A 20339-nucleotide genomic window follows, 5' to 3' on the forward strand; every position below is an offset into this window, starting at 1 on the left:
GCAGAACGGCCGTGAGCATTGTAGTGCCCGGACGGCGATAGGCTCGGGAGCGTGGCAGGCATCGAACCCGAAGAGCAGCTCAAGGAGCTCGGCTCGACACTCACCAGCATCGAGCAGGTGCTGGACCTCGACGGCATGCGGCGCGACATCGCCGAGCTGCGCGAGCAGTCGGCCGACCCTGACCTGTGGAGCGACCAGGAGCGGGCTCAGTCGGTGACGCGCCGCCTGTCGTACCTGGAAAGCGAACTGGGGAAGGTCGAGGCCCTGCGGCAGCGGCTCGACGACGCCGCGACCCTGTACGAACTCGCCAAGGAGATGGACGACGCCGACACGCGCACGGAGGCGGACGAGGAGATGGCGGCGCTGCGCAAGGCCGTCCAGCAGCTCGAGGTCCGCACCCTCATGTCGGGCGAGTACGACGCCCGTGAGGCGCTGGTCACCATCAACGCGCAGGCCGGCGGCATCGACGCGGCCGACTGGGCCGAGCAGCTCCAGCGGATGTACCTGCGTTGGGCCGAGCGGCACAAGTACCCGACGGAGGTCTACGAGACGTCCTACGCCGAAGAGGCCGGGATCAAGTCCACGACCTTCGCGGTGAAGGCCCCCTACGCCTACGGGACGCTGCGCGGCGAGCACGGCACCCACCGGCTGGTCCGCATCTCCCCGTTCGACAACCAGGGCCGCCGCCAGACATCGTTCGCGGGCCTGGACGTCGTGCCGGTTGTCGAGCAGAGCGACCACGTCGACATCGACGAGAACGACCTCCGCGTGGACGTGTACCGGTCGTCGGGGCCGGGCGGCCAGGGCGTCAACACCACCGACTCGGCGGTGCGGATCACCCACATCCCGACCGGGATCGTCGTGTCCTGCCAGAACGAGCGCAGCCAGATCCAGAACAAGGCCACGGCGATGAACGTCCTGCAGGCCAAGCTCCTGGAGCGCAAGCGCCAGGAGGAGGCGGAGAAGATGTCCGCGCTGCGCGGCGAGGGCACCAGCAGCTGGGGCACGCAGATCCGCAACTACGTGCTGCACCCGTACCAGATCGTGAAGGACCTGCGCACCGGCGTTGAGGTGGGCAACCCGTCCGGGGTCCTGGACGGCGACATCGACGAGTTCATCGAGGCCGAGATCCGCTGGATGCGCCAGCAGGAGTCCGCGTAGTTTCCCGCAGGCTCGAAACCTGCCTTCGGACGCGCTCGCGACGGTTTTTGTCGTTGCGGGACCGGGGCGGGCCTTGGGTTGGTGCGTCCCTGGTCTCCACACAGGTCCCAGAAGATCTTCGGCTGGCTTTTGTGTTCGTAGCGTGACCCTATGGTCACTCTGCGAGGATGGCGGACGGTCCGGATCGCCGTCACCATTCGGGGGGCCGAATGCCCGCACGTACCGTCTCCGTCGCCCTGCTTCTCGTACCCAGCCTGCTCACCGCGGTGTTGAGCGCGGGATGCTCGGGTGACGCATCATCCGCCGACCCGGCGAAGCCGGCCGGGGCGCCACCGCTGAACAAGGAGCAGGCGCAGCGCGTACTGGCCTCCTACACCGACGCGGCCAACCGGGCGGGGCGGCGCCTCGACCGGAGAGTCCTGCACACGATCGAGACCGACCCGCAGCTGACCATGGACGCCGCGGCCTTCAAGCTCCGGCGTGCCGTCAAGCAGCCGCCACCGAAACTGCGGTACACGGACACGGCGTTCTACATCCCGCGGCTGACCGGCTATCCGCACTGGTTCGCCGTCGGCGCCGTCACCGGCCGGGGAAAGCAGGCGGTGCGGCACGCGATGCTGTTCACGCGGGCCAAGGAGGGGGCGCCGTGGCTGCTGGCCGCCGACCCCCACCCGGCGGACGCCGCGCTGAGCCGGGTGGCGCTCGACCCGGACGGCTACGCCACCCCGGTCGGCCCGGAGGTCAAGGACCTCGCCGTCCCACCCGGGAAGCTGCCCGCGACGCACGCGGCGCTGCTGACCGACGGGCCCGGCGCGGCGGGCGCGTCCGCCCTGGCGGACGGCCCGAGGACCAGCGATACGTACAAGGCGCTGAAGCAGGGCGAGCAGACCCTGGCCGGACGGGGTGTGACGCTGTCGTCCAGGTTCTCCGCCACCCCGTACACCGTCCACGCGCTGCGCACCAAGGATCGCGGGGCTCTGGTCTGGTATGTCCTGAAGCAGCACGAGGCGTACTCCGCGTCCCGGCGGGGCAGGCTGGCGGTAAGCGGTGACCTCGTCGGGCTGGCCCCGGCGAGGTCCGCACGGACGCGGATGGACACGACCGTCCTCGTGCAGTACCTGGCCACCGTTCCACCGAAGGGCCGCGCCACCGTCAACGGCATGTACCGCAAGGCCGTCGGCGTCAGGTGAACTGAGGAACTCCGATCTCCGTCGGATGCCGGGCGGTCCCGCTCTTCTGACCGCTGCAGCGGGAGCGTCCCGGCATCCGGCGGTGCTGTGCCGACGTGCGGCGTGCCGCCGGCCGGCGGCACGCCACACGTGAGTGTCAGGAATCCGTGGACGGGAGGGAACTGGCGGTGACGAGGGTGCGGATCGCGCCCAGGGCCACCGACAGGGTCGCCAGGTCGAAGCTGTCGCTCTCCCAGATTTCGCTGAGGGTCTGCTGGGCGCGCTGGACGGCGGGCTTGTTCTTGTCCGCCCAGTGGACCATGCGCTCCTCGGGGTTCAGACCGGGCTCGCTGGTGACGAGGACGTCCTGGGTGAGCGCCGCGTGCGCCGTGTAGAGGTCGTCGCGGAGCGCGGAGCGCGCCATCGAACGCCACTTGTCGTCACGCGGCAGCGCGATGATGCGTTCGCGCATCCGGGACAGCTGCAACCGGTCGGCGAGGTCGAAGTAGACCTCGGCGACCTCCTCCACCGGGCGGCCCGTGTCGTGGGCGATGCCCACCAGGTCGAACGTGGAGAACGCGGGGACGAACGTCGCGCACTGCTCGGCCAGATCGTCCGGGACGCCCAGCTCGGCGAAGCCGTCGCGGCGCTGCTCGAACGCGGCGAGGTCCAGCCCGACCAGCAGCTTCGACAGGTGGGTGCGCAGCGTGGCCGCGCCGCCGCCGAAGAAGTCGATGGTCTCGCGGATGTCGAACGGTGGCCGCCGCTTGTGCAGCAGCCAGCGGGCACCGCGTTCGGTGAGCTTGCGCGCCTCCAGCAGCATCGCGATCTGCGTGGACTGCGCGACCTGCTGCGACAGGCCCTCCACCGACTCCCAGAACCGCGGCATCCCGAACACGTCGCGGGCGACCAGGTAGGCGCGGGCGATGTCGGACGACGACGCGCCGGTCTCCTCGTTCATCCGGAACACGAACGTGGAGCCGCTCGCGTTGACCAGGTCGTTCACGACGGCGGTGGTGATGATCTCGCGGCGCAGCGGGTGCCGGTCCATGTAGCGGGTGAACCGGTCGCGCAGCGGCGTCGGGAAGTAGTCGACCAGCCAGGACTCCAGGTACGGGTCGTCGGCCAGGTCGGAGGCGACGAGGTCGTGGTCGAGGGCGAGTTTGGCGTAGGCCAGCATGACGGCGAACTCGGGGCCGGTGAGCCCGAGCCCCGACTGCCGCCGTTCGGCGAGCGCCTTGTCGTCGGGGAGGAACTCCAGGCGGCGCAGCAGCCGGCCTTCCCGTTCGAGCTTGCGCAGGTAGCGGGCGTGGATGTGCAGCATCGCGGGCGCCTGCGCGCGGGACGCGGCGAGCACCACGTTCTGCGCGTAGTTGTCGCGCAGGACGAGCCGTCCGACCTCGTCGGTCATCTCGTACAGCAGGTTCTCGCGCTGCTTGCCGGTCAGCTCCCCGTCCCGCACCACCTGGTCGAGGAGGATCTTGATGTTGACCTCGTGGTCGGAGGTGTCGACGCCCGCGGAGTTGTCGATGAAGTCGGTGTTGATCCGCCCGCCCGTCCTCGCGCCGGTGGCTGCGCCGCCCCGCCCGCCCTCGCGGGCGTACTCGATGCGGCCGAGCTGCGTCACGCCGAGGTTGCCGCCCTCGCCGACCACCAGGCAGCGCAGGTCGGCGCCGTTGACCCGGACGGGGTCGTTGGCCTTGTCGCCGACCTCGGCGTTGTTCTCCAGGGACGACTTGACGTAGGTGCCGATGCCGCCGTTCCAGAGCAGGTCGACGGGCGCCTTGAGGATGGCCTTGATCAGCTCGTACGGGGTGAGGGCCTTCACGCCGTCGTCGATGCCGAGGGCTTCGCTGATCTGGGGGGTCACCGCGATCGACTTGGCGGTGCGGGGGTACACGCCGCCGCCCTTGGAGATCAGCGAGGTGTCGTAGTCGGCCCAGCTGCTGCGCGGCAGCTCGAACAGGCGGCGGCGCTCGGCGAACGACGTCGCGGCGTCCGGTTCGGGGTCGACGAAGATGTGCCGGTGGTCGAACGCGGCGACGAGCCGGGTGTGTTCGGACAGCAGCATCCCGTTGCCGAACACGTCCCCGGACATGTCGCCGATGCCGACGGCCGTGAAGTCCTCGTTCTGGATGTCGGTGCCCAGGGAGTGGAAGTGGTACTTCACCGACTCCCAGCCGCCGCGGGCGGTGATGCCCATGCCCTTGTGGTCGTAGCCGACCGACCCGCCGGACGCGAACGCGTCACCGAGCCAGAAGCCGTACTCGGCGGCGACCTTGTTGGCGAGGTCGGAGAACGTCGCGGTGCCCTTGTCGGCGGCGACCACCATGTAGGTGTCGTCGCCGTCGTGGCGGACGACGTTCGGCGGCGGGACGACCTTGCCGTCCACGAGGTTGTCGGTCAGGTCGAGCAGGCCGGAGATGAAGTCGGTGTAGCAGGCGATGCCGGCCTTCTGCCACGCCTCCCGGTCCACGGACGGGTCGGGGAGCTGCTTGCCGACGAAGCCGCCCTTCGCGCCCGCCGGGACGATCACGGTGTTCTTCACCGCCTGCGCCTTGACCAGGCCGAGGATCTCGGTGCGGAAGTCCTCGCGCCGGTCGGACCAGCGCAGCCCGCCGCGCGCCACCGACCCGAACCGCAGGTGCACGCCCTCGACCTTCGGCGAGTACACGAAGATCTCGTAGGTCGGCCTGGGCTCCGGCAGGTCCGGGATGGCCTGCGGGTCGAACTTCATCGCCAGGTACGGCTTGGCCTGGTAGTGGTTGGTGCGCAGGGTCGCCTGGACGAGCGCCAGGTAGGCGCGCAGGATGCGGTCCTCGTCGAGGCTGGCGACGTCGTCCAGCTTGCCCTGGATCTCCTCGATGATGCCGGGGCTGCGCTCGTCCTCGCCGCCCGCGATCGACGGGTCGAGGCGGCTCTCCCACAGCCGGACGATCAGCCGGGTGATGGACGCGTTCCGCAGCAGCACCTGCTCGATGTAGCGCTTGGAGAACGTGGTGCCGGTCTGCCGCAGGTACAGGGCGTAGGCGCGCAGGATCATCGCCTGCCACCAGTGGAGGCCGACGTGCAGGACGAGGGCGTTGAAGCCGTCGTTCTCGATCTCGCCGTTCCACAGGCGGGTGAACGCCTCCTGGAACAGGCCCTTGATGGCGTCCTCGGGGACGCCGGCGGGCGGCACGTACCGCAGTCCCAGGTCGTAGATCCAGAACCGCTGTTCGTCGGACGTGTTGATCTCGTAGGGACGCTCGTCGATCAGCTCGACGCCCATGTTGTGCAGCAGCGGGAGCATCCGCGACAGCGCGATCGGCTCCCCCAGCCGGTAGATCTTCATCCGGCGTTCGCCGGGCTCGGCGCTGTACGGCTCGTACAGGTTGATGGAGGTGTCGGCGTCACCGCTGAGCTCTTCGAGGCGGCGCAGGTCGGCGACCGCCGTGCGGGCGGGGAAGTCGGCCTTGTAGGCCTCGGGGAAGGCGTCCCCGAACCGGCGGCCGAGCGTCCCGGACCGTTCCTCGCCGCACTGCTCGACGATCGCGTCGGCCAGGTCGTCGGCCCAGGAGCGGGTGGCGGCGGCGAGCCGCGACTCCAGGTCCGTGACGTCCACGTCGGGCAGCGGACGGCCGCGCTCACCGCGGACCACGACGTGCAGCCGCGCCAGCATCGACTCGGTGACGTTCGCGCTGTAGTCGACGCTGACGCCCTCGAACGCCTCCTTCAGCAGGTGCTGGATGCGCAGCCGGACCTTGGTCGTGTACCGGTCGCGCGGCAGGTACACCATGCACGACATGAACCGGCCGTACAGGTCCTTGCGCAGGAACAGCTTCAGCTGACGGCGCTCACGCAGCCGCAGGACGCCGAGCGCGATCGGCAGCAGGTCGTCGACGGAGATCTGGAACAGCTCGTCGCGCGGGTAGCTCTCCAGTATCTCGACGAGGTCCTGCCCGTCGTAGCTGTCGGCGGTGAACCCGGCGAGTTCCAGCACCTCTTCCAGCTTGCGCTTGAGGACGGGGATGTGCGCGATCGACGCACTGTAGGCGACGTGGGTGAACAGGCCGAGGAACCGCCGCTCGCCGATGACGGCGCCGGACCCGTCGAACTTCTTCACCCCGATGTAGTCCAGGTACAGGGGCCGGTGGACGGTGGAACGCGAGTTCGCCTTGGTGAGCACCAGGAGACGCTTCTCGGTCGCCTTCTCGCGCACCTCGGGCGGCAGCGCGGCGAAGCTGTCGGACTCGCGCTTGTCGCTGCGCAGGAGGCCGAAGCCGGTGCCCGGCTCGGGACGCAGCGCGGTTCCGTCCTCGGTCAGCGTGTATTCGCGGTAGCCGAGGAACGTGAAGTGGCCGTCCGCCAGCCAGTCGAGCAGCTCGACGCCCTCGTCGATCTCCTTGTCCGGCAGTGGCGGCGCGGTCTCCCGGATCGAGGCGGCGATCTCCCCCGCCCGGGACCGCATCTTCGGTTCGTCCTCGACGGCGACCCGCACGTCCTGCAGGACGCGCAACAGGTCCCGCTCCAGGTTCTCCAGGACGGACCGGTCGCTTGTGCGGTCCACCTCGATGTGGATCCACGACTCGTCGATGTCGGTGTCGCTGTCGAGCTTGCCGCGGAACGCCTTCAGGTGGCCGGCGACGTCGCGGTCGACGCCCAGCAGCGGGTGGACGATCATGTGGGTGGCCAGCTGGTGCCGGGTGAGCTCCATGGTCACCGAGTCGACCAGGTAGGGCATGTCGTCGGTGACGACCTGCAGGACCGTGTGGCCCGGGTCCCAGCCGTACTCCTCCAGCGACGGCGTGAAGACCCGCACCTTCGCGCGTCCCTGCGGCCGCTCCTCGCCCAGTGCCCGGTGCGCCAGCGCGGGACCGCAGATGTCGGCCGGATCCCGGTCGGCCAGATCCTCGCGGGCGACGTGCCGGTAGTAGAGCCGGAGGTAGGCGTAGGACTCCTCCACGTCTCCGCCGCGCGCTCCCTGGCGTCCCGCGCACGTCTCCGCGGCCCGCCGGAGCAGGTCGTCCTTCGCTGGATCGAGCATGCCGCCCATCAAAACTCCCCTAGAGACCCTTCGCCACCTCGTTGTGGCGCCGCTCACGCGCCAGCGTAGCCAGGAATCGCCGCAAAGCCGACCTGCCCGGCCGCGAGGTCAACGTGGCATTTCCCACCCTGCCAGCCCGTGCGGCACCGCCCGGGGAGATCGCCGAACCCGGTGCCGCGGCGTCCGCACGACACGCGCGGCGATGGCCGGAACGCCTCGCGGCGCCGGTTCCGACGGTCTGCCGGCTCCGATCGGCGAAGGAGGCGTCAGGGGCTGGTGCCCCCACCGGTGCCGGGGTCATCCGGGTCCGGCGGTGGGTCGTCCCCGGGAGGCGGCTCTTCCGTATCGGGGGGCGGATCGTCGCCGGGCGGCGGTGTATTCGTCGGTGACGTCGTCGGGCCGGTCGGCGTACCGCTCGAGGTGGGGCTGGTGGACGGCGACGGGCTCTCCGTCGGCGTCTCGCTGCCGGGCGGCGGGGTGTAGGAGGGGGCGACCGGCTTCTGCTCGACGGGCTCCTCGCTCGTCGCCGGCGGCGATGTGCTCGGCGCGACGGACGACGAGGGCGGGGCGCTCGGGTCGCTGACCTTCTGCCCCGCCTTGCCCCGGTCGCCGGCACTGAGGACGAGCACGGAGGAGATCACCACGATCGCGACGGCCAGCGCGGCCGCCCCGGCCAGCACGGCCGAGCGGCCCGAACCGGCGAACGTCCGCCGCAGGCCGCCTCCGCCTCCGCCGTCGGCGAGGCCGCCGGGCTGTGTGCTGTCGGCGGCCCAGTCCGCGGGCGTCGGGAGTGGTCCGGCCGCGAAGCCCCTCGGGTCGGTGCCGTCCAGGCCGGGGGCGCCGCGCCCGTGACCGTCCCGGTCGTCCGCCGCCGCGCCGTGGAAGGCGGCCGGGGCCGCCGGTCGCCCGAACCCGGGCTCCTTGCCGAAGGCCGGGTCGTCGCCGAAGGCGGGCTCGTCCTCGAAGACGGGGTCGTCGCCGAACACCGGGTCCGGCTCGAACACCTCGTCCTCGTCGCCCAGTTCCGCGGCCCGGACGGAACCGGCGGCGAGCATGGCGGTCGCGTCGGTGCCGCCGGACGCGCGCGCGTCGGCGGGGACACCGGCCGACGCCGACGCCGGGGACGCCTCCTCATGACCGAGCAGCCGCATCAGCACCTGCCGCGCGGCCGGCCGGTGCGAGGGGTCCTTCTCCAGGCAGTCGAGCACCAGGTCGCGCAGCGGCCCGCCCATGTCGCCGAGGTCGGGTTCCTCGTGCAGGATCCGGTTGATCACGGCGGGGATGGTGTCCTGGCCGAACGGGGGCTCCCCCGTCGCCGCGAACACCAGTGTGGCCGCCCAGCAGAACACGTCCGACGGCGTCCCGACCTCGTCGCCGCCGATCTGCTCGGGCGACATGTAGGACGGGGTGCCGATCACGCGGCTGGTGAGCGTGGTGCCGCCGCTGATCGCCCGTGCCACCCCGAAGTCGATGACCCGCGGGCCGTCCGGGCCGATCAGCACGTTGTGCGGCTTGAAGTCGCGGTGGACGATCTTCGCCTGGTGGATCGCCGACAGGGCCGTCGCGGTGCCGACCGCGAGCCGGTCCAGCGCCGCGCCGCCGAGCGGGCCGTCCCCCAGCACCTGCTGGTTCAGCGACGGTCCCCGGACGTACTCGCTGACGATGTAGGGGCGGTCGCCGTCCGCGTCGGCGTCGATCACCTGGGCCGTGCAGAACGGCGCGACCTGCTTGGCGACCTCCAGTTCCCGCAGGAACCGGGCGCGTGCCTTGTCGTCGGACGTCAGCTCCGCATGCAGCAGCTTGATCGCGACCTGCCGGCCGTCCTCGTCGGTGCCCAGGTACACGGTTCCCTGGCCGCCCTCGCCGACCCGGCCGATCAGGGCGTACGAACCGAGCCGATCCGGGTCACCGGACCGCAGCGCCCCAACCTCCATGCGTCGAACCGTCCCTCTCTTGATCGACCCGTCGCCGCCCCGGCCTGCCACGGGCCCGGATCACCCTCCGAAGTGTGACGCCCGAGACCCATGGGAAGTTCACCCCGTCATGCGTCAATACGGCGTGATCTGACCAACCGCTCACTTCGGACCCGTTTGGCCGGGGGACCAACCCTAATGCCGTCACATGTCCCAGCGGTACGACCGACCAACGTGTCACACAAGCGAGACTTGACGCCATGACGATGCTCGATGGCCGCCGCGTCTACACCCGCGCCGAACTCATGGAGGCGCACGGGCTGGGACGCAGCACGCTGGAGAAGTGGTTCCGTGAGCGCGCGTCCAACGGCCACCCCGAACCGGCCGGGACGGTCGGCTCCCAGCTCGCCTGGGACGCCGGCGCCTGGGACCGCTGGTACGCCGCCCGCCGCACCGGGGACGTCCCGCCGGGCCTGGTCACCCGCGACCAGCTGGCGGCACGCCACAACGTGAGCCGCCACCGCCTCAAGGAGCTCTGGGCCGGCCGCGCGTCCAACGGCCACCCCGACGTCGCACACCGGTCAGGCAAGGCCCTCTACTGGGACGAAGCCGCATGGACGGCCTGGTTCACCGCGTATGAGGAACGTCCTTCGGACGAAGACCCGGACGACCTCGTCACCCTCGCCGACGCCGCCCGCATCCTGGGCCTGGCCCAGACGAGCGTCACCGTCTACCCGAAACGTCCACCCGCGGGCTGGCCCGAGCCGGCCCGGGTGGAGCCCCTCGGCGGCGGCCGCGTCCGCCGCCTCTACCGCCGCCGCGACATCCTCGCCTACGCCGCCTCCCGCCCCGGCTGAATGCCGGCGTTCTCGGTACGCTGGTGCCGCCTCCACCCGTACGATGTCACCATCCGTCGCCAAGAGGGAGCACAGTGTCATGGGCGTCGCAGTCGCCAAGTACTACACGCTTTCGGACACCCCGTACGCCCTGTGGGTCCGGGGTGAACTCGCCGACGAACTCCACCTTCCGAACGACGGCAGCCGGGTCGAGGTCATCGGAGGAGAGATCGTCGTGTCACCCGCCCCCGCCTTCCGCCACAATCGCGTGGTGCAGGCCATCGACCGCGCCATGTACGCAGCGGAGACGGCTGATCCGGAGTTCCGTTGGGACTCCGTGCAGACGAATGAACTGAACCTGGTACCGGTGAAGGACGGGTACGTCCCCGACCTCATCATCATGGACAAGCAGTTCGCCCAGAAGGTCGATGACGAGGACCGCAGGCATGTGCTGCCCCACGAAGTAGAAGCGGTCGTTGAGATCACCTCGCTGTCCAACGCGGGCTACGACCGGCCGCCGCGGCTTGTGCAGGCACCGGGTACCAAGTGGAGCGCCTACGCCAGATCGGGCATCGCGTTCTACCTTCTCGTCGATCGCGACCCCCGCATGCCGGCGATCACTCTCTACGGTGAGCCGGACATCCAGGCGGGAACGTACGAGCCGCTCCACACCTGGAAGTTCGGCGAGGTCATCAAGCTTCCCGACCCGCTCGGCTTCGAGATCGACACCGAGCGGTGGAAGCCCTGGACGGCGTAGGTCCTACGGGGTGAAGTGGGTGAGGACCTCGGGGTTGGCCATGGAGTCGCGGTTGGCGGCCTCGTCGACCGGGGTGCCCTGGAGGATCTTGCGGACGGGGACCTCCAGCTTCTTGCCCGACAGCGTGCGGGGGATGCCGGGGACGGCGTGGATCTCGTCCGGGACGTGACGCGGTGACAGCGACGAGCGGATCTCGCGTTTGAGGCCGCCGAGCAGGTCGTCGGTGAGGGACGCGCCCTCGGCGAGCTGGATGTAGAGGAGCAGGCGGCCCTCCTGGCCGAGGCGGCCGGTGTCGATGACGAGGCTGTCGGTGATCTCCTCGAACGCCTCGACGACGCGGTAGAAGTCGGACGTGCCCATGCGGACGCCGCCGCGGTTCAGTGTGGAGTCGGAACGGCCGTAGATGACGCAGCCGCCGTCCGGAAGGACCTTGACCCAGTCGCCGTGCCGCCACACGCCCGGGTACATGTCGAAGTACGACTCGCGGTAGCGCTCGCCGTTCTCGTCGTTCCAGAAGAAGACCGGCATGGACGGCATGGGCTCGGTGATGACGAGCTCGCCGACCTCGTCCTCCACGGCCTTGCCGTCGTCGCCGAACGCCTCGACCTTGGCGCCCAGGCCGCGGCACTGGATGACGCCGGCGCGCAAAGGCAGCAGAGGCGACGGGCCGACGAAACCGGTGCACAGGTCGGTGCCGCCGGAGAACGAGCCGAGGAGGAGGTCCTTGCCGACGGCGTCGTACACCCAGGCGAACCCTTCGGGCGGGAGCGGCGAACCGGTGGAGCCGATGCCGCGCAGGCCCGACAGGTCGTGTTCCTCGCCGGGGCGGCGGCCCTCCTTGGCCGAGGCCGTGATGTAGGGCGCGCCGACGCCCATGTAGGTGACGCCGTTGTCGGCGGCGAGCGTCCACAGGTCGAGGGGGGCGCCGTCGTACATCACGATGGTGGAGCCCACCAGCAGGCCGCCGATGAGGTAGTTCCACATCATCCAGCCGGTGGTGGTGAACCAGAAGAAGACGTCCTCCGGGCCGAGGTCCTGGTGGAACGACAGGGCCTTGAGGTGTTCGAGGACGACGCCGCCGTGGCCGTGGACGATCGGCTTGGGCAGGCCGGTGGTACCGGACGAGTAGACGACCCACAGGGGATGGTCGAACGGGACGTCCTCGAATACCGGCGTGTCGTTGCCGGGACGCGGCAGGTCGCCGTAGTGCATGCCCACCCGCAGGCCGTCCGGGGTCGCGGCCGGGTCGAGGTAGGGGATCAGCACGGTGGCGGCCAGGCCCGGCAGCGCGGCCTCGATCTCGGCGACGACCTCACGCCGGTCGAACCGCTTGCCGTTGTAGGCGTAGCCGTCCACGGCGATGAGGACCTTCGGTTCGATCTGCGCGAACCGGTCGACCACCGAGGAGGCGCCGAAGTCCGGGGAGCACGACGACCAGACCGCGCCGAGCGACGCCGTGGCGAGGAAGCAGATCAGCGCCTCGGGAATGTTCGGAAGGTAGGCGGCGACCCGGTCCCCTCGGCCCACGCCCAGGTCGGCCAGACCCGCGCGGACCTCCGCGACGTGCATGGCCAGTTCCCGGTAGGACAGCATGCGGTGCCCGCCCGCCTCCGAACGGAAGATCACCGCGGTCTCGTCCGGGGTGTCCTCCGCGCGGCGCAGCGCGTTCGCGGCGTAGTTGAGGGTCGCGCCGGGGAACCAGGTCAGCCCGTCCACCGGCATGGGCCCGCCCGCCCGGACGGGGCCGTCACCGCGCTCGCCGACGACCTCGAAATACGACCAGATCGCGTCCCAGAACGCGTCGACCTCGGTGACGGACCAGCGCCACAGGTCGTCGTAGGTCTCCGTGAGGACGCCCCGGTCCCACAGCCAGTGGACGAAGTGGGTCAGCCGCGCGTTCGCGACGACCTCGTCCGACGGCTCCCACAGCGCCGAACCCTCAGAAACCTCACGGGTCATCTCTCTCCCTCCCCGCCGCGCCCCGGGCGCGGCCCTCCCAATATCGGCCCCGCCGCGCACACCGCGCAACTTCCCCGATCCGCATGCCGATACGCCTTGTGCCGCGTCCCATCGCAGGTCACAGACCCGCCCGGCGCAATCCCGGATCCTCACACACCGCCGCCCCGGATCATCCGCCGCCCACACATGGCCAGGGGCCCCGCCGACGCCGCGAAAGGCGGCGCCGCCGGAAACCGGTGGTTCAGATGCGGGTGAGGTCGGCGACGGCGCCGACGACCGCGTTGGTGTCGGAGAGGGTGGCCAGGACCCGTTCGGCGCCGGCGGCGCGGAGTTCGGCCTCGGTGGCGCTGCCGGTGGCGACGGCGATGATCGGGGAGCCGGCGATGTGCGCGGCCTGGACGTCGCGGGGCGAGTCGGCGATGTAGACGGTGGCGGATTCGGGATAGCGGGTGCCGTGGCGTTCGCCGGCGCGGGTGCGGGCGAGCTCCAGGAGGGCGGCCTTGCTGTAGACGCCGTTCTCGTAGCCGCCGGCATCGAGGTCGAGGCGGCCGCCGAGCCCCAGCTCGGTCACCTTCAGGTAGGCGTTCGGCTGGAGGGACCCGGTCAGCACGGACTGGACGACGCCGGGGACGTGGGCGAGCGCCTCGACGGCCTCGCGGGCACCGGCCAGGACCCGGCCGTCGGCGCGCAGGTCGGCGCGGCGGGTCGCGAACGCCTCGGTGAGCGCGTCGAAGAAGGCCGCCAGGTGATCGTCGGTGGTGACCACGTCGTTGAACGCGAGGGTCTCGAAGATGATCTCGGATTCGGTGCGGCCGGGGGTGGGTGCGAGGCGGACGAGGGGGCGGCCGATGGTCCGCTGGAACGCCTCGGCGTAGGCGTCCCGGGTGACCCGCCCGACGTCGACCAGGGTGTGATCGATGTTCCACAGCACCAGACGGTTCAGCGTCGACATCCCGTTCCCATGCGCGGTCGGTTGAACCTGGACGGGCGGCGCCCCGGCACCGGCCCGCCCCGCCGAAGCGGCGGGGCGAGCTTATCGTCCGGCCTCCTGCCCGCCCACCGCAACCATGCCGCCGCGCGGGCTCCGTCAGGTGTCCATGTGCGGGTAGCGGTGGTCGGTCGGCGGGACGAACGTCTCCTTGATCGAGCGGACGCTCGTCCAGCGGGTGAGGTTGAACACCGAGCCGGCCTTGTCGTTGGTGCCGGACCCGCGGGCGCCGCCGAACGGTTGCTGCCCGACGATCGAACCGGTCGGCTTGTCGTTGATGTAGAAGTTGCCGGCGGCGAACCGGAGCGCCTCGGTGGCGGCGGCGGCCGCGGCGCGGTCCTCGGCGATGATCGCGCCGGTCAGGCCGTACTCGGAGACGCTCTCCATCTGGTGGAGGACGCTGCCGTAGTCGCCGTCGTCATAGACGTGCACGCCGAGGATCGGGCCGAAGTACTCCTTCGTGAAGATCTCGTCGGTGGGGTCGAGGGACTCCAGCACCGTCGGCCGGACGAAGTAGCCCCGCGAGTCGTCCAGCTCCCCGCCGGTCAGGATCTTCATGCTGCCGATGCCGCGGGCCCGCTCGATCGCCGCGCGGTGCTTGGCGAACGCGCGTTCGTCGATGACGGCGCCCATGAACAGCGACAGGTCCTCGGCGACGTTGCCCATCGTGAGGGACTCGGTCTCGGCGCAGAACTCGTCGCGGATCGCGTCCCAGACGGAACGGGGGACGTAGGCGCGGGACGCGGCGGAGCACTTCTGCCCCTGGTACTCGAAGGCGCCGCGGACGAGGGCCGTCTTCAGCACGGCCGGGTCGGCGGACGGGTGCGCGACGACGAAGTCCTTCCCGCCGGTCTCGCCGACGATCCGCGGGTAGCCCCTGTACCCGGAGATGTTCTCCCCGATCGTCCGCCAGAGGTTCTGGAAGGTGCCGGCCGACCCGGTGAAGTGCAGCCCGGCCAGGTCGGGGTGGCGAAGCGCCACGTTCGAGACGGCCTGCCCGTCCCCCGTGACCAGGTTGATCACTCCGGGCGGCAGGCCGGCGGCCTCCAGCAGCCGCATCGTGTGGTGCGCGGCGAGCTGCTGGGTCGGGGACGGCTTCCACACCACGACGTTGCCCATCAGCGCGGGCGAGGTCGGCAGGTTCCCGGCGATCGCGCTGAAGTTGAACGGGGTGATGGCGAGGACGAAGCCCTCCAGCGGCCGGTACTCCAGCCGGTTCCACACGCCGGGGGGCGACAGCGGCTGTATCCCGTGGATCTGCTCCGCGTAGGCGACGTTGAACCGCAGGAAGTCGATCAGCTCGCAGGCGGCGTCGATCTCGGCCTGCTGCACCGACTTGGACTGCCCGAGGATCGTGGCGGCGTTCACCGTGGACCGCCACGGCCCGGCGAGCAGGTCGGCGGCGCGCAGGAAGATCGCGGCGCGGTCCTCGAACGCCATCGCCCGCCACGCGGGCGCCGCCTCCCGCGCCGCCGAGATCGCCTCGGCCACGTCCCGTTCGGTGGCGTTGCCCATCCGGCCGAGTACGTGCCCGTGGTTGTGGGGCTCGACGACGTCGATGGGCGTGCCGGCGCCCATCCGCCGGTCGCCTCCGATCGTCATGGTCAGCTCGGTCTGCTCGCCGCCGAGCTCCTTGATCCTGGCTTCGAGCGCGGCGCGTTCGAGGCTTCCCGGCGCGTGGCTTTTGACGGGTTCGTTCCTCGGTACCGGCACGGTGGTGACGGCGTCCATCTGACGGCTCCCTGCGAATCCGACGGCGTTGTCCGATCTGCCGGGGGACCTACCCGCCCGCACCCCACGAAATGCCGCCCCACGCGATTTGCCCGCCGGCCCAGGCCGCCCAGGCCGCCCGGGTCACTCGTCAGCCGAGGCCGCCCGTCAGTCGAGGAGGTGCGGCAACTCCTGCGTGGCGTACCAGAGGAGTTCGTGGCCTTCGGCGCCGTCCACGGTGAAGAGGGCGTCGTCGTCGCCCGCGTCGGCGGCGGGGAGGGCGTCCGCGGCGGCGGCGATGCCGGCGGCGGCGTCCGCGTCGTCCACATGGCCGGAGGCGATCTTCTTCCACGGGACGGCGGCGGACACCTCGACGAGCGCGCGGTCGCCGCTGCCCACCCCGGCGTCGCCGCGGGCCCAGGCGACCAGGTCGTCGGGCACCTCGGCGGCCAGCACGACGCGGCGGCGCGGGGCGGACGGGTCGGCGGCGAGCAGCCGCAGCGAGGCGCGGGCGGCGGCGGACAGCGCCGCGTACTCCAGCTCCTCCAGGTCGCCGCCCGCGTACCACTCGCGCAGCGCGGGCGTGACCGCATGCGCGGCGAGCGGCGCGGGACCGATCTCCCGGGCGGCGTGGACGCCGGCGAGGAGCGTGAGCGTGGACGGCAGGTAGACGCGCATGACGGTCAGCAAGTCTGCCAGACCGCCGCCCCGCCGGGCGTCAGGGCAGCAGGTTCAGCTCGCGCAGTTCGGCGATCGTGATGTCGGGCGCGGTGTGGTGGATGCCGCGGATGCCGAGCCGCTCGGCGGCGCGGATGTTGTGCTCGATGTCGTCGATGAACACGCATTCGGCGGCGTCCAGGCCGAGCAGGTCGAGGGCGTGCCGGAAGATCCGCTCGTCGGGCTTGCGCATCCCGACCTCGCAGGAGATGACGACGGCGTCGAACAGGTCGGAGAACAGGTCGTGGGGGTAGTCGTTGCCCCACGAGTTCGACAGCAGCGCGGTGCGGGTGCCGGCGGCGCGGGCGGAGCGGAGCGCGTCGTACATCGGCTCGACGGGAGAGAACGCCCCGAACATGCGGGCGATCAGCCCGGCGGCCTCCACCGGGTCGCCGTCGACGGTGAGCAGTTCGGCGGCCAGGAGCCGCTCGAACTCCGCGACGGCCATCGAGCCGTCCTCCAGCCCGTGGATGGGGTTGGTCCCGGCGCCGTCGTACGCCTGCTTCACCCAGGCGCGCATGACGTTCTTGTAATGCCCGACGTCGATGCGGTCGGCGGCGAGCCAGACGTCGATCGCGTCGGCCAGCGGGGACGTCAGGACGCCACCCCAGTCGGTGATCACAGCTTTGACGGTCACGGCCCCGATCGTAGGCGATTCCACCCCCAATCCCCGAATCCCGTTCTACCGCCCGGCCGCCACCGGCCCGCGGCGACCCGGGCCGCCGCACCCGTCTACAACCGCCGCAAAGCCTCCCGTACGCCGCCGTCGGTTTCCTCCAGCACCATCGTCGCCCGCGCCGCCGGCACCTCGCCGAGCAGCGAGACCAGCGCGACACGGGTGTTCCCCCCTGCTTCCGTCAACGCGTTCTCGCAGGTGCGAGCATCCATGCCCGTCGCCTCGGTGAGGATGCGCACCAGCCGGGCGCGCAGCTTGGAGTTCAGTGCGTTCACGCTGACCATCAGGTTGGAGTACGTGCGCCCCATCCTGATCATCAGCGTGGTGGAGAAGGAGTTGAGCACCAGCTTGGTCGCGGTTCCGGCCTTCATCCGGGTGGACCCGCTGATCACCTCCGGTCCGGTGGCCAGGCCGATGTGCACCTCCACCTCGTCCGCGTACGGGGTGTGCGGATTGCAGCTGATCAGCGCGGTGCGGGCGCCCGCCTCGGCGGCGGCGCGCAGCGCCCCCACCACATAGGGGGTGCGGCCGCTCGCCGCGATGCCGACGGCGACGTCACCGGACTGGACCTCGTGCGCGTCCCGGCGGCCGAGCTCGACGTCGTCCTCCACATCGGAGATCGCCTGGGACAGCGCGCCGGACCCGCCGGCGTGGTGGGCCACGACGCGGCCCCAGATGCCGAACGTCGGGGGCAGCTCGGCGGCGTCGATCACCGCGAGCCGGCCCGACGTGCCGGCGCCGAAGTAGTGGACGCGTCCGCCCGCGCGCAGCGAGTCGACCGACATGTCGACCAGCCGGGCGACCTCGGGCAGGACGGAGGCCACGACCATCGGCACGGTCGCGTCCTCGGTGTTGATCAGGCGCAGTACCTCCAGTGTCGGCAGCGTGTCGACGTCGAGGGTCCGGGGGTTGCGTCCCTCCGTGGGGAGCTCGCAATCGATCACCGACGCCTCCGGTCGGGTCGCACGGTCCGCCCGCGGACCGCCTCGAACGTGGCTTCCAGAGCCTTGCGGGTCGGCCCGTAGGTGCGCTGCGCCACTCCGACGAAGAGGCAGTCGACCACCGTGAGCTGAGCCAGCCGGCTTGCGGTGGCGCCGGAGCGGAAGGTCGTCTCCCGCGCCGCCGTCGTGAGGATCAGGTCCGCCACCTCCGCTATCGGGGATTTGGGGAAGTTGGTGAGCGCCACGGTCTTGGCCCCCCTGCTCTTGGCCACTTCCAGGGCGTCGATGGTCTCCACCGTCGCGCCCGTGTGCGAGATTCCGATCGCCACGTCACCGTTGGCCAGGACCGCGGCGCTGGTGAGCATGATGTGCGCGTCCGCCCATGCCGAGCAGACCCGTCCGATCCGGTGCAGCTTCTGCTGGAAGTCGGCGGCGACGAACGCGCTGGCGCCGACGCCGTAGACGTCGACCCGTTCCGCGCCGACGACGGCGTCGACGACCTGTTCGAGCATCTTGATGTCGAGCTGGGCGGCGGTCTCCTCGACGGCCCGGGCATCGGCGAACGTCACCTTCTCAACGATCTGTTCGAGTGAGTCGTCGGGGCTGATGTCGCTGCCGATGACCCGGCCGCCGGTGGCGCTCTGGGCCCGCCCCGCCTCGGTGGCGAGGGTCAGCCGCAGCTCTGGATAGCCATGGAACCCGATCGCCCGGCAGAACCTGATGACCGTGGTCTCCGAGGTGCCACAGGCCTGGGCGAGTTCGGTGATGGTGGAGTTGGCGACCCCTTCGGGGTCGTCGATGACGCGTTGTGCGACGCGTCGTTCGGCAGGGGGCAGCGAGGGCAGCAGCGAGCGGACCCGGACCACGGTGCTCAACGGCGTGGCGTCCCTCTCGCCCGGCTGGGCCGACCCCTCACCCCGTGACGCACCGGGCTCCCCCGTGATCCCCTGTTCGGGGCGCTGCTCAGGGCTCCGCTCGGAGCCGATGGGTTTCCTCATGGAGGAAATTTTCTTACGTGCAGGATGTCACGTCAACGGTAGAAAAGGCTACGGTCGCCATGTGTTGACCCATTTGGCCGGTCCTTACGTGGTCGGTATCGACGCGGGTGGCACGAAGACCCGCTGCGTCGTGCTGACGCTCGGGGGTGCCCTGGCCGGTTCCGGCACCGGCCCCGGGGCCAACCCCAACTCTGGAGGCGACACCGCCGGTGCGCTGACCACCGCCCTGCGGGAGGCGCTCGGGGACCTGGACCGCACCCACATCCTCACCGGCGTCTTCGGGATCGCCGGGGCGGGATCGGCCGGCCGGCCCGCCGCCGTCACGGCGGCGCGGCAGGCATGGCAGGCCGTGGGACTGCGCGGCTCGCCCGCGGTGGTGACCGATATCGCGGTGGCGTTCGCCGCCGGAACCAGCGAGCCCAAGGGCATCGTGGTGTTCTCCGGCACGGGCGCCGGCGCGGCGGTCATCAACGACGGGACGATCGTGCAGCGCGCGGACGGCTACGGCTGGCTCGTCGGGGACGAGGGTTCGGCGGTGTGGCTGGGAAAGGAGGCCGTGCGGGCGGCGCTCGCCGCCTACGACGGCCGCGGCTCCCCGACGCTGCTCACCGATTCGGTCCCCCGGGCCCTGCTCGGCGCCACCGTGGTCGCGGAGATCGACTCGGACAGGCGAAGACCCCGTCCCCCAAGGGCGCTGGCCATGGCCGGCGCCCCTTCGCCGTCACCGGGCTCCGCCGTCCTGTCGCAGGCCACCGTTATCTCCTCCGGCGGGGGTTCCCCCGGCGGAGGCGGTGGCCGCGTCCCGTCGAACGGCGCGGGCACGGTCGTGCTGTTTCCCGGCGCCTCCTGTCCACCGCCCGGAAACGGGCCCTATCCCCCGTCCGGCGGCGGCGCGCACGGGCCGCCCGGCGCGCACGGCCCGCCGGGCCATCCCGGGCCGCCCGGCCAGCTGGGGCCGCCGGGACATCCGGTGGTGCCCGGCCCTCCTGGACATCCGGAGGTGCCCGGGCCCCCGCCCGACCCCCGGCTCGCCCAGGCGATCATCAAGGAGGTGTACGGCCGCCCGCCCTCGGCCCTGGGCCGGCTCGGCCCGGTGGTCGCCGCCGCCGCGGCCGCCGGCGACCCGGTGGCCCGCCGCATCACCGAAGAGGCCGCGCAGTGGCTGCTCCGCGACGTGGACGCGGTGCGCCCGGCCTTGTCCGACCCCTCCGCACCGGTCGTCATGCACGGCTCGGTGCTCCGCGAGGGACCCGTCGCCGACGCCGTCCGTACCGGGCTGCGCGACCGCTTCGCCGCGGCGCCGCGCTGCGCGGGCGACGGCGCCGTCGGCGCGGCCGGGATGGCGCTGCGCCGCCTCGGCCACCCCCTGCCCGGCTGAGCCCTCCTCCCCGGCCCACCGGCCCCGGCCCGGCTGACCCGACCCGGCCCGGCCCCCCCGAAGTAGACGGCATCGAGGCCGTCAGGTTCATCGCGATGGACCCCACCAGA

The 20339-nt window shown here is 71.4% G+C and carries 14 protein-coding genes; 5 read left to right on the forward strand and 9 right to left on the reverse strand.

Annotated elements, in window-relative coordinates; genetic code table 11:
• The first annotated feature begins 51 nt into the window (after positions 1 to 51).
• Both prfB and ACGFIS_RS05965 read left to right on the forward strand, forming a co-directional pair.
• Positions 52 to 1161, forward strand: a complete 1110-nt coding sequence (prfB, locus tag ACGFIS_RS05960; RefSeq protein WP_392899830.1) for a peptide chain release factor 2 — start codon at positions 52 to 54, stop codon at positions 1159 to 1161.
• Positions 1162 to 1370: 209 nt separating this feature from the next.
• A complete protein-coding gene (locus ACGFIS_RS05965; protein WP_392899829.1) occupies positions 1371 to 2351 on the forward strand; it encodes a hypothetical protein in 981 nt (326 codons plus the stop codon).
• A 136-nt stretch (positions 2352 to 2487) separates the two neighbouring features.
• Here the strand turns inward: ACGFIS_RS05965 and ACGFIS_RS05970 are convergent, their stop codons facing one another.
• Positions 2488 to 7365 (reverse strand): NAD-glutamate dehydrogenase, encoded by a 4878-nt coding sequence (locus ACGFIS_RS05970; protein WP_392899826.1) that lies wholly within the window; start codon positions 7363 to 7365, stop codon positions 2488 to 2490.
• Between the two features lie 257 nt (positions 7366 to 7622).
• A complete protein-coding gene (locus ACGFIS_RS05975; RefSeq protein ID WP_392899823.1) occupies positions 7623 to 9290 on the reverse strand; it encodes a serine/threonine-protein kinase in 1668 nt (555 codons plus the stop codon).
• A gap of 239 nt (positions 9291 to 9529) precedes the next feature.
• Between ACGFIS_RS05975 and ACGFIS_RS05980 the strand changes: the two genes are divergently transcribed.
• Together ACGFIS_RS05980 and ACGFIS_RS05985 are read left to right on the forward strand one after the other, a co-directional pair.
• Complete coding sequence (locus tag ACGFIS_RS05980) at positions 9530 to 10126, forward strand: hypothetical protein (RefSeq protein WP_392969755.1); 597 nt, start codon at positions 9530 to 9532, stop codon at positions 10124 to 10126.
• A 79-nt stretch (positions 10127 to 10205) separates the two neighbouring features.
• Positions 10206 to 10862, forward strand: a complete 657-nt coding sequence (locus ACGFIS_RS05985; protein ID WP_392969757.1) for a Uma2 family endonuclease — start codon at positions 10206 to 10208, stop codon at positions 10860 to 10862.
• Between the two features lie 3 nt (positions 10863 to 10865).
• Here the strand turns inward: ACGFIS_RS05985 and ACGFIS_RS05990 are convergent, their stop codons facing one another.
• The 7 genes from ACGFIS_RS05990 to ACGFIS_RS06020 form a co-directional block, all read right to left on the reverse strand.
• The gene (locus ACGFIS_RS05990) at positions 10866 to 12821 is read right to left on the reverse strand and encodes an acetoacetate--CoA ligase (RefSeq protein WP_392969760.1); all 1956 of its coding nucleotides are present in this window, start codon (positions 12819 to 12821) and stop codon (positions 10866 to 10868) included.
• Positions 12822 to 13062: 241 nt separating this feature from the next.
• Positions 13063 to 13773 (reverse strand): HAD family hydrolase, encoded by a 711-nt coding sequence (locus ACGFIS_RS05995; RefSeq protein ID WP_392969762.1) that lies wholly within the window; start codon positions 13771 to 13773, stop codon positions 13063 to 13065.
• 135 nt (positions 13774 to 13908) lie between these two features.
• Positions 13909 to 15540, reverse strand: coding sequence for an L-glutamate gamma-semialdehyde dehydrogenase (gene pruA / locus ACGFIS_RS06000; RefSeq protein ID WP_392899811.1), 1632 nt, complete (start codon positions 15538 to 15540; stop codon positions 13909 to 13911).
• A 147-nt stretch (positions 15541 to 15687) separates the two neighbouring features.
• Positions 15688 to 16197 carry a DUF6912 family protein gene (locus ACGFIS_RS06005; RefSeq protein ID WP_392899808.1) on the reverse strand — a complete coding sequence of 170 codons (510 nt, stop codon included), beginning with the start codon at positions 16195 to 16197 and terminating at the stop codon, positions 15688 to 15690.
• Positions 16198 to 16237: 40 nt separating this feature from the next.
• Entirely contained in the window at positions 16238 to 16873 is a 636-nt protein-coding gene (locus tag ACGFIS_RS06010) for an HAD family hydrolase (RefSeq protein ID WP_392899806.1), read from the reverse strand.
• A 95-nt stretch (positions 16874 to 16968) separates the two neighbouring features.
• A complete protein-coding gene (locus ACGFIS_RS06015; RefSeq protein WP_392899803.1) occupies positions 16969 to 17856 on the reverse strand; it encodes an N-acetylmuramic acid 6-phosphate etherase in 888 nt (295 codons plus the stop codon).
• Positions 17853 to 18851: a MurR/RpiR family transcriptional regulator gene (locus tag ACGFIS_RS06020; protein ID WP_392899800.1), complete on the reverse strand. Its 999-nt coding sequence runs from the start codon at positions 18849 to 18851 to the stop codon at positions 17853 to 17855. Before ACGFIS_RS06020 ends, ACGFIS_RS06015 begins: the two co-directional genes overlap by 4 nt.
• A gap of 61 nt (positions 18852 to 18912) precedes the next feature.
• On the opposite strand from ACGFIS_RS06020, the gene ACGFIS_RS06025 reads away from it, so the two are divergent.
• On the forward strand, positions 18913 to 20229 hold the full coding sequence (locus ACGFIS_RS06025) for an N-acetylglucosamine kinase (RefSeq protein ID WP_392899797.1): 1317 nt from the start codon (positions 18913 to 18915) through the stop codon (positions 20227 to 20229).
• Positions 20230 to 20339: the final 110 nt, after the last annotated feature.

The sequence above is a fragment of the Spirillospora sp. NPDC048824 genome, from assembly GCF_043198455.1.
Classification (GTDB): Bacteria; Actinomycetota; Actinomycetes; order Streptosporangiales; family Streptosporangiaceae; genus Spirillospora.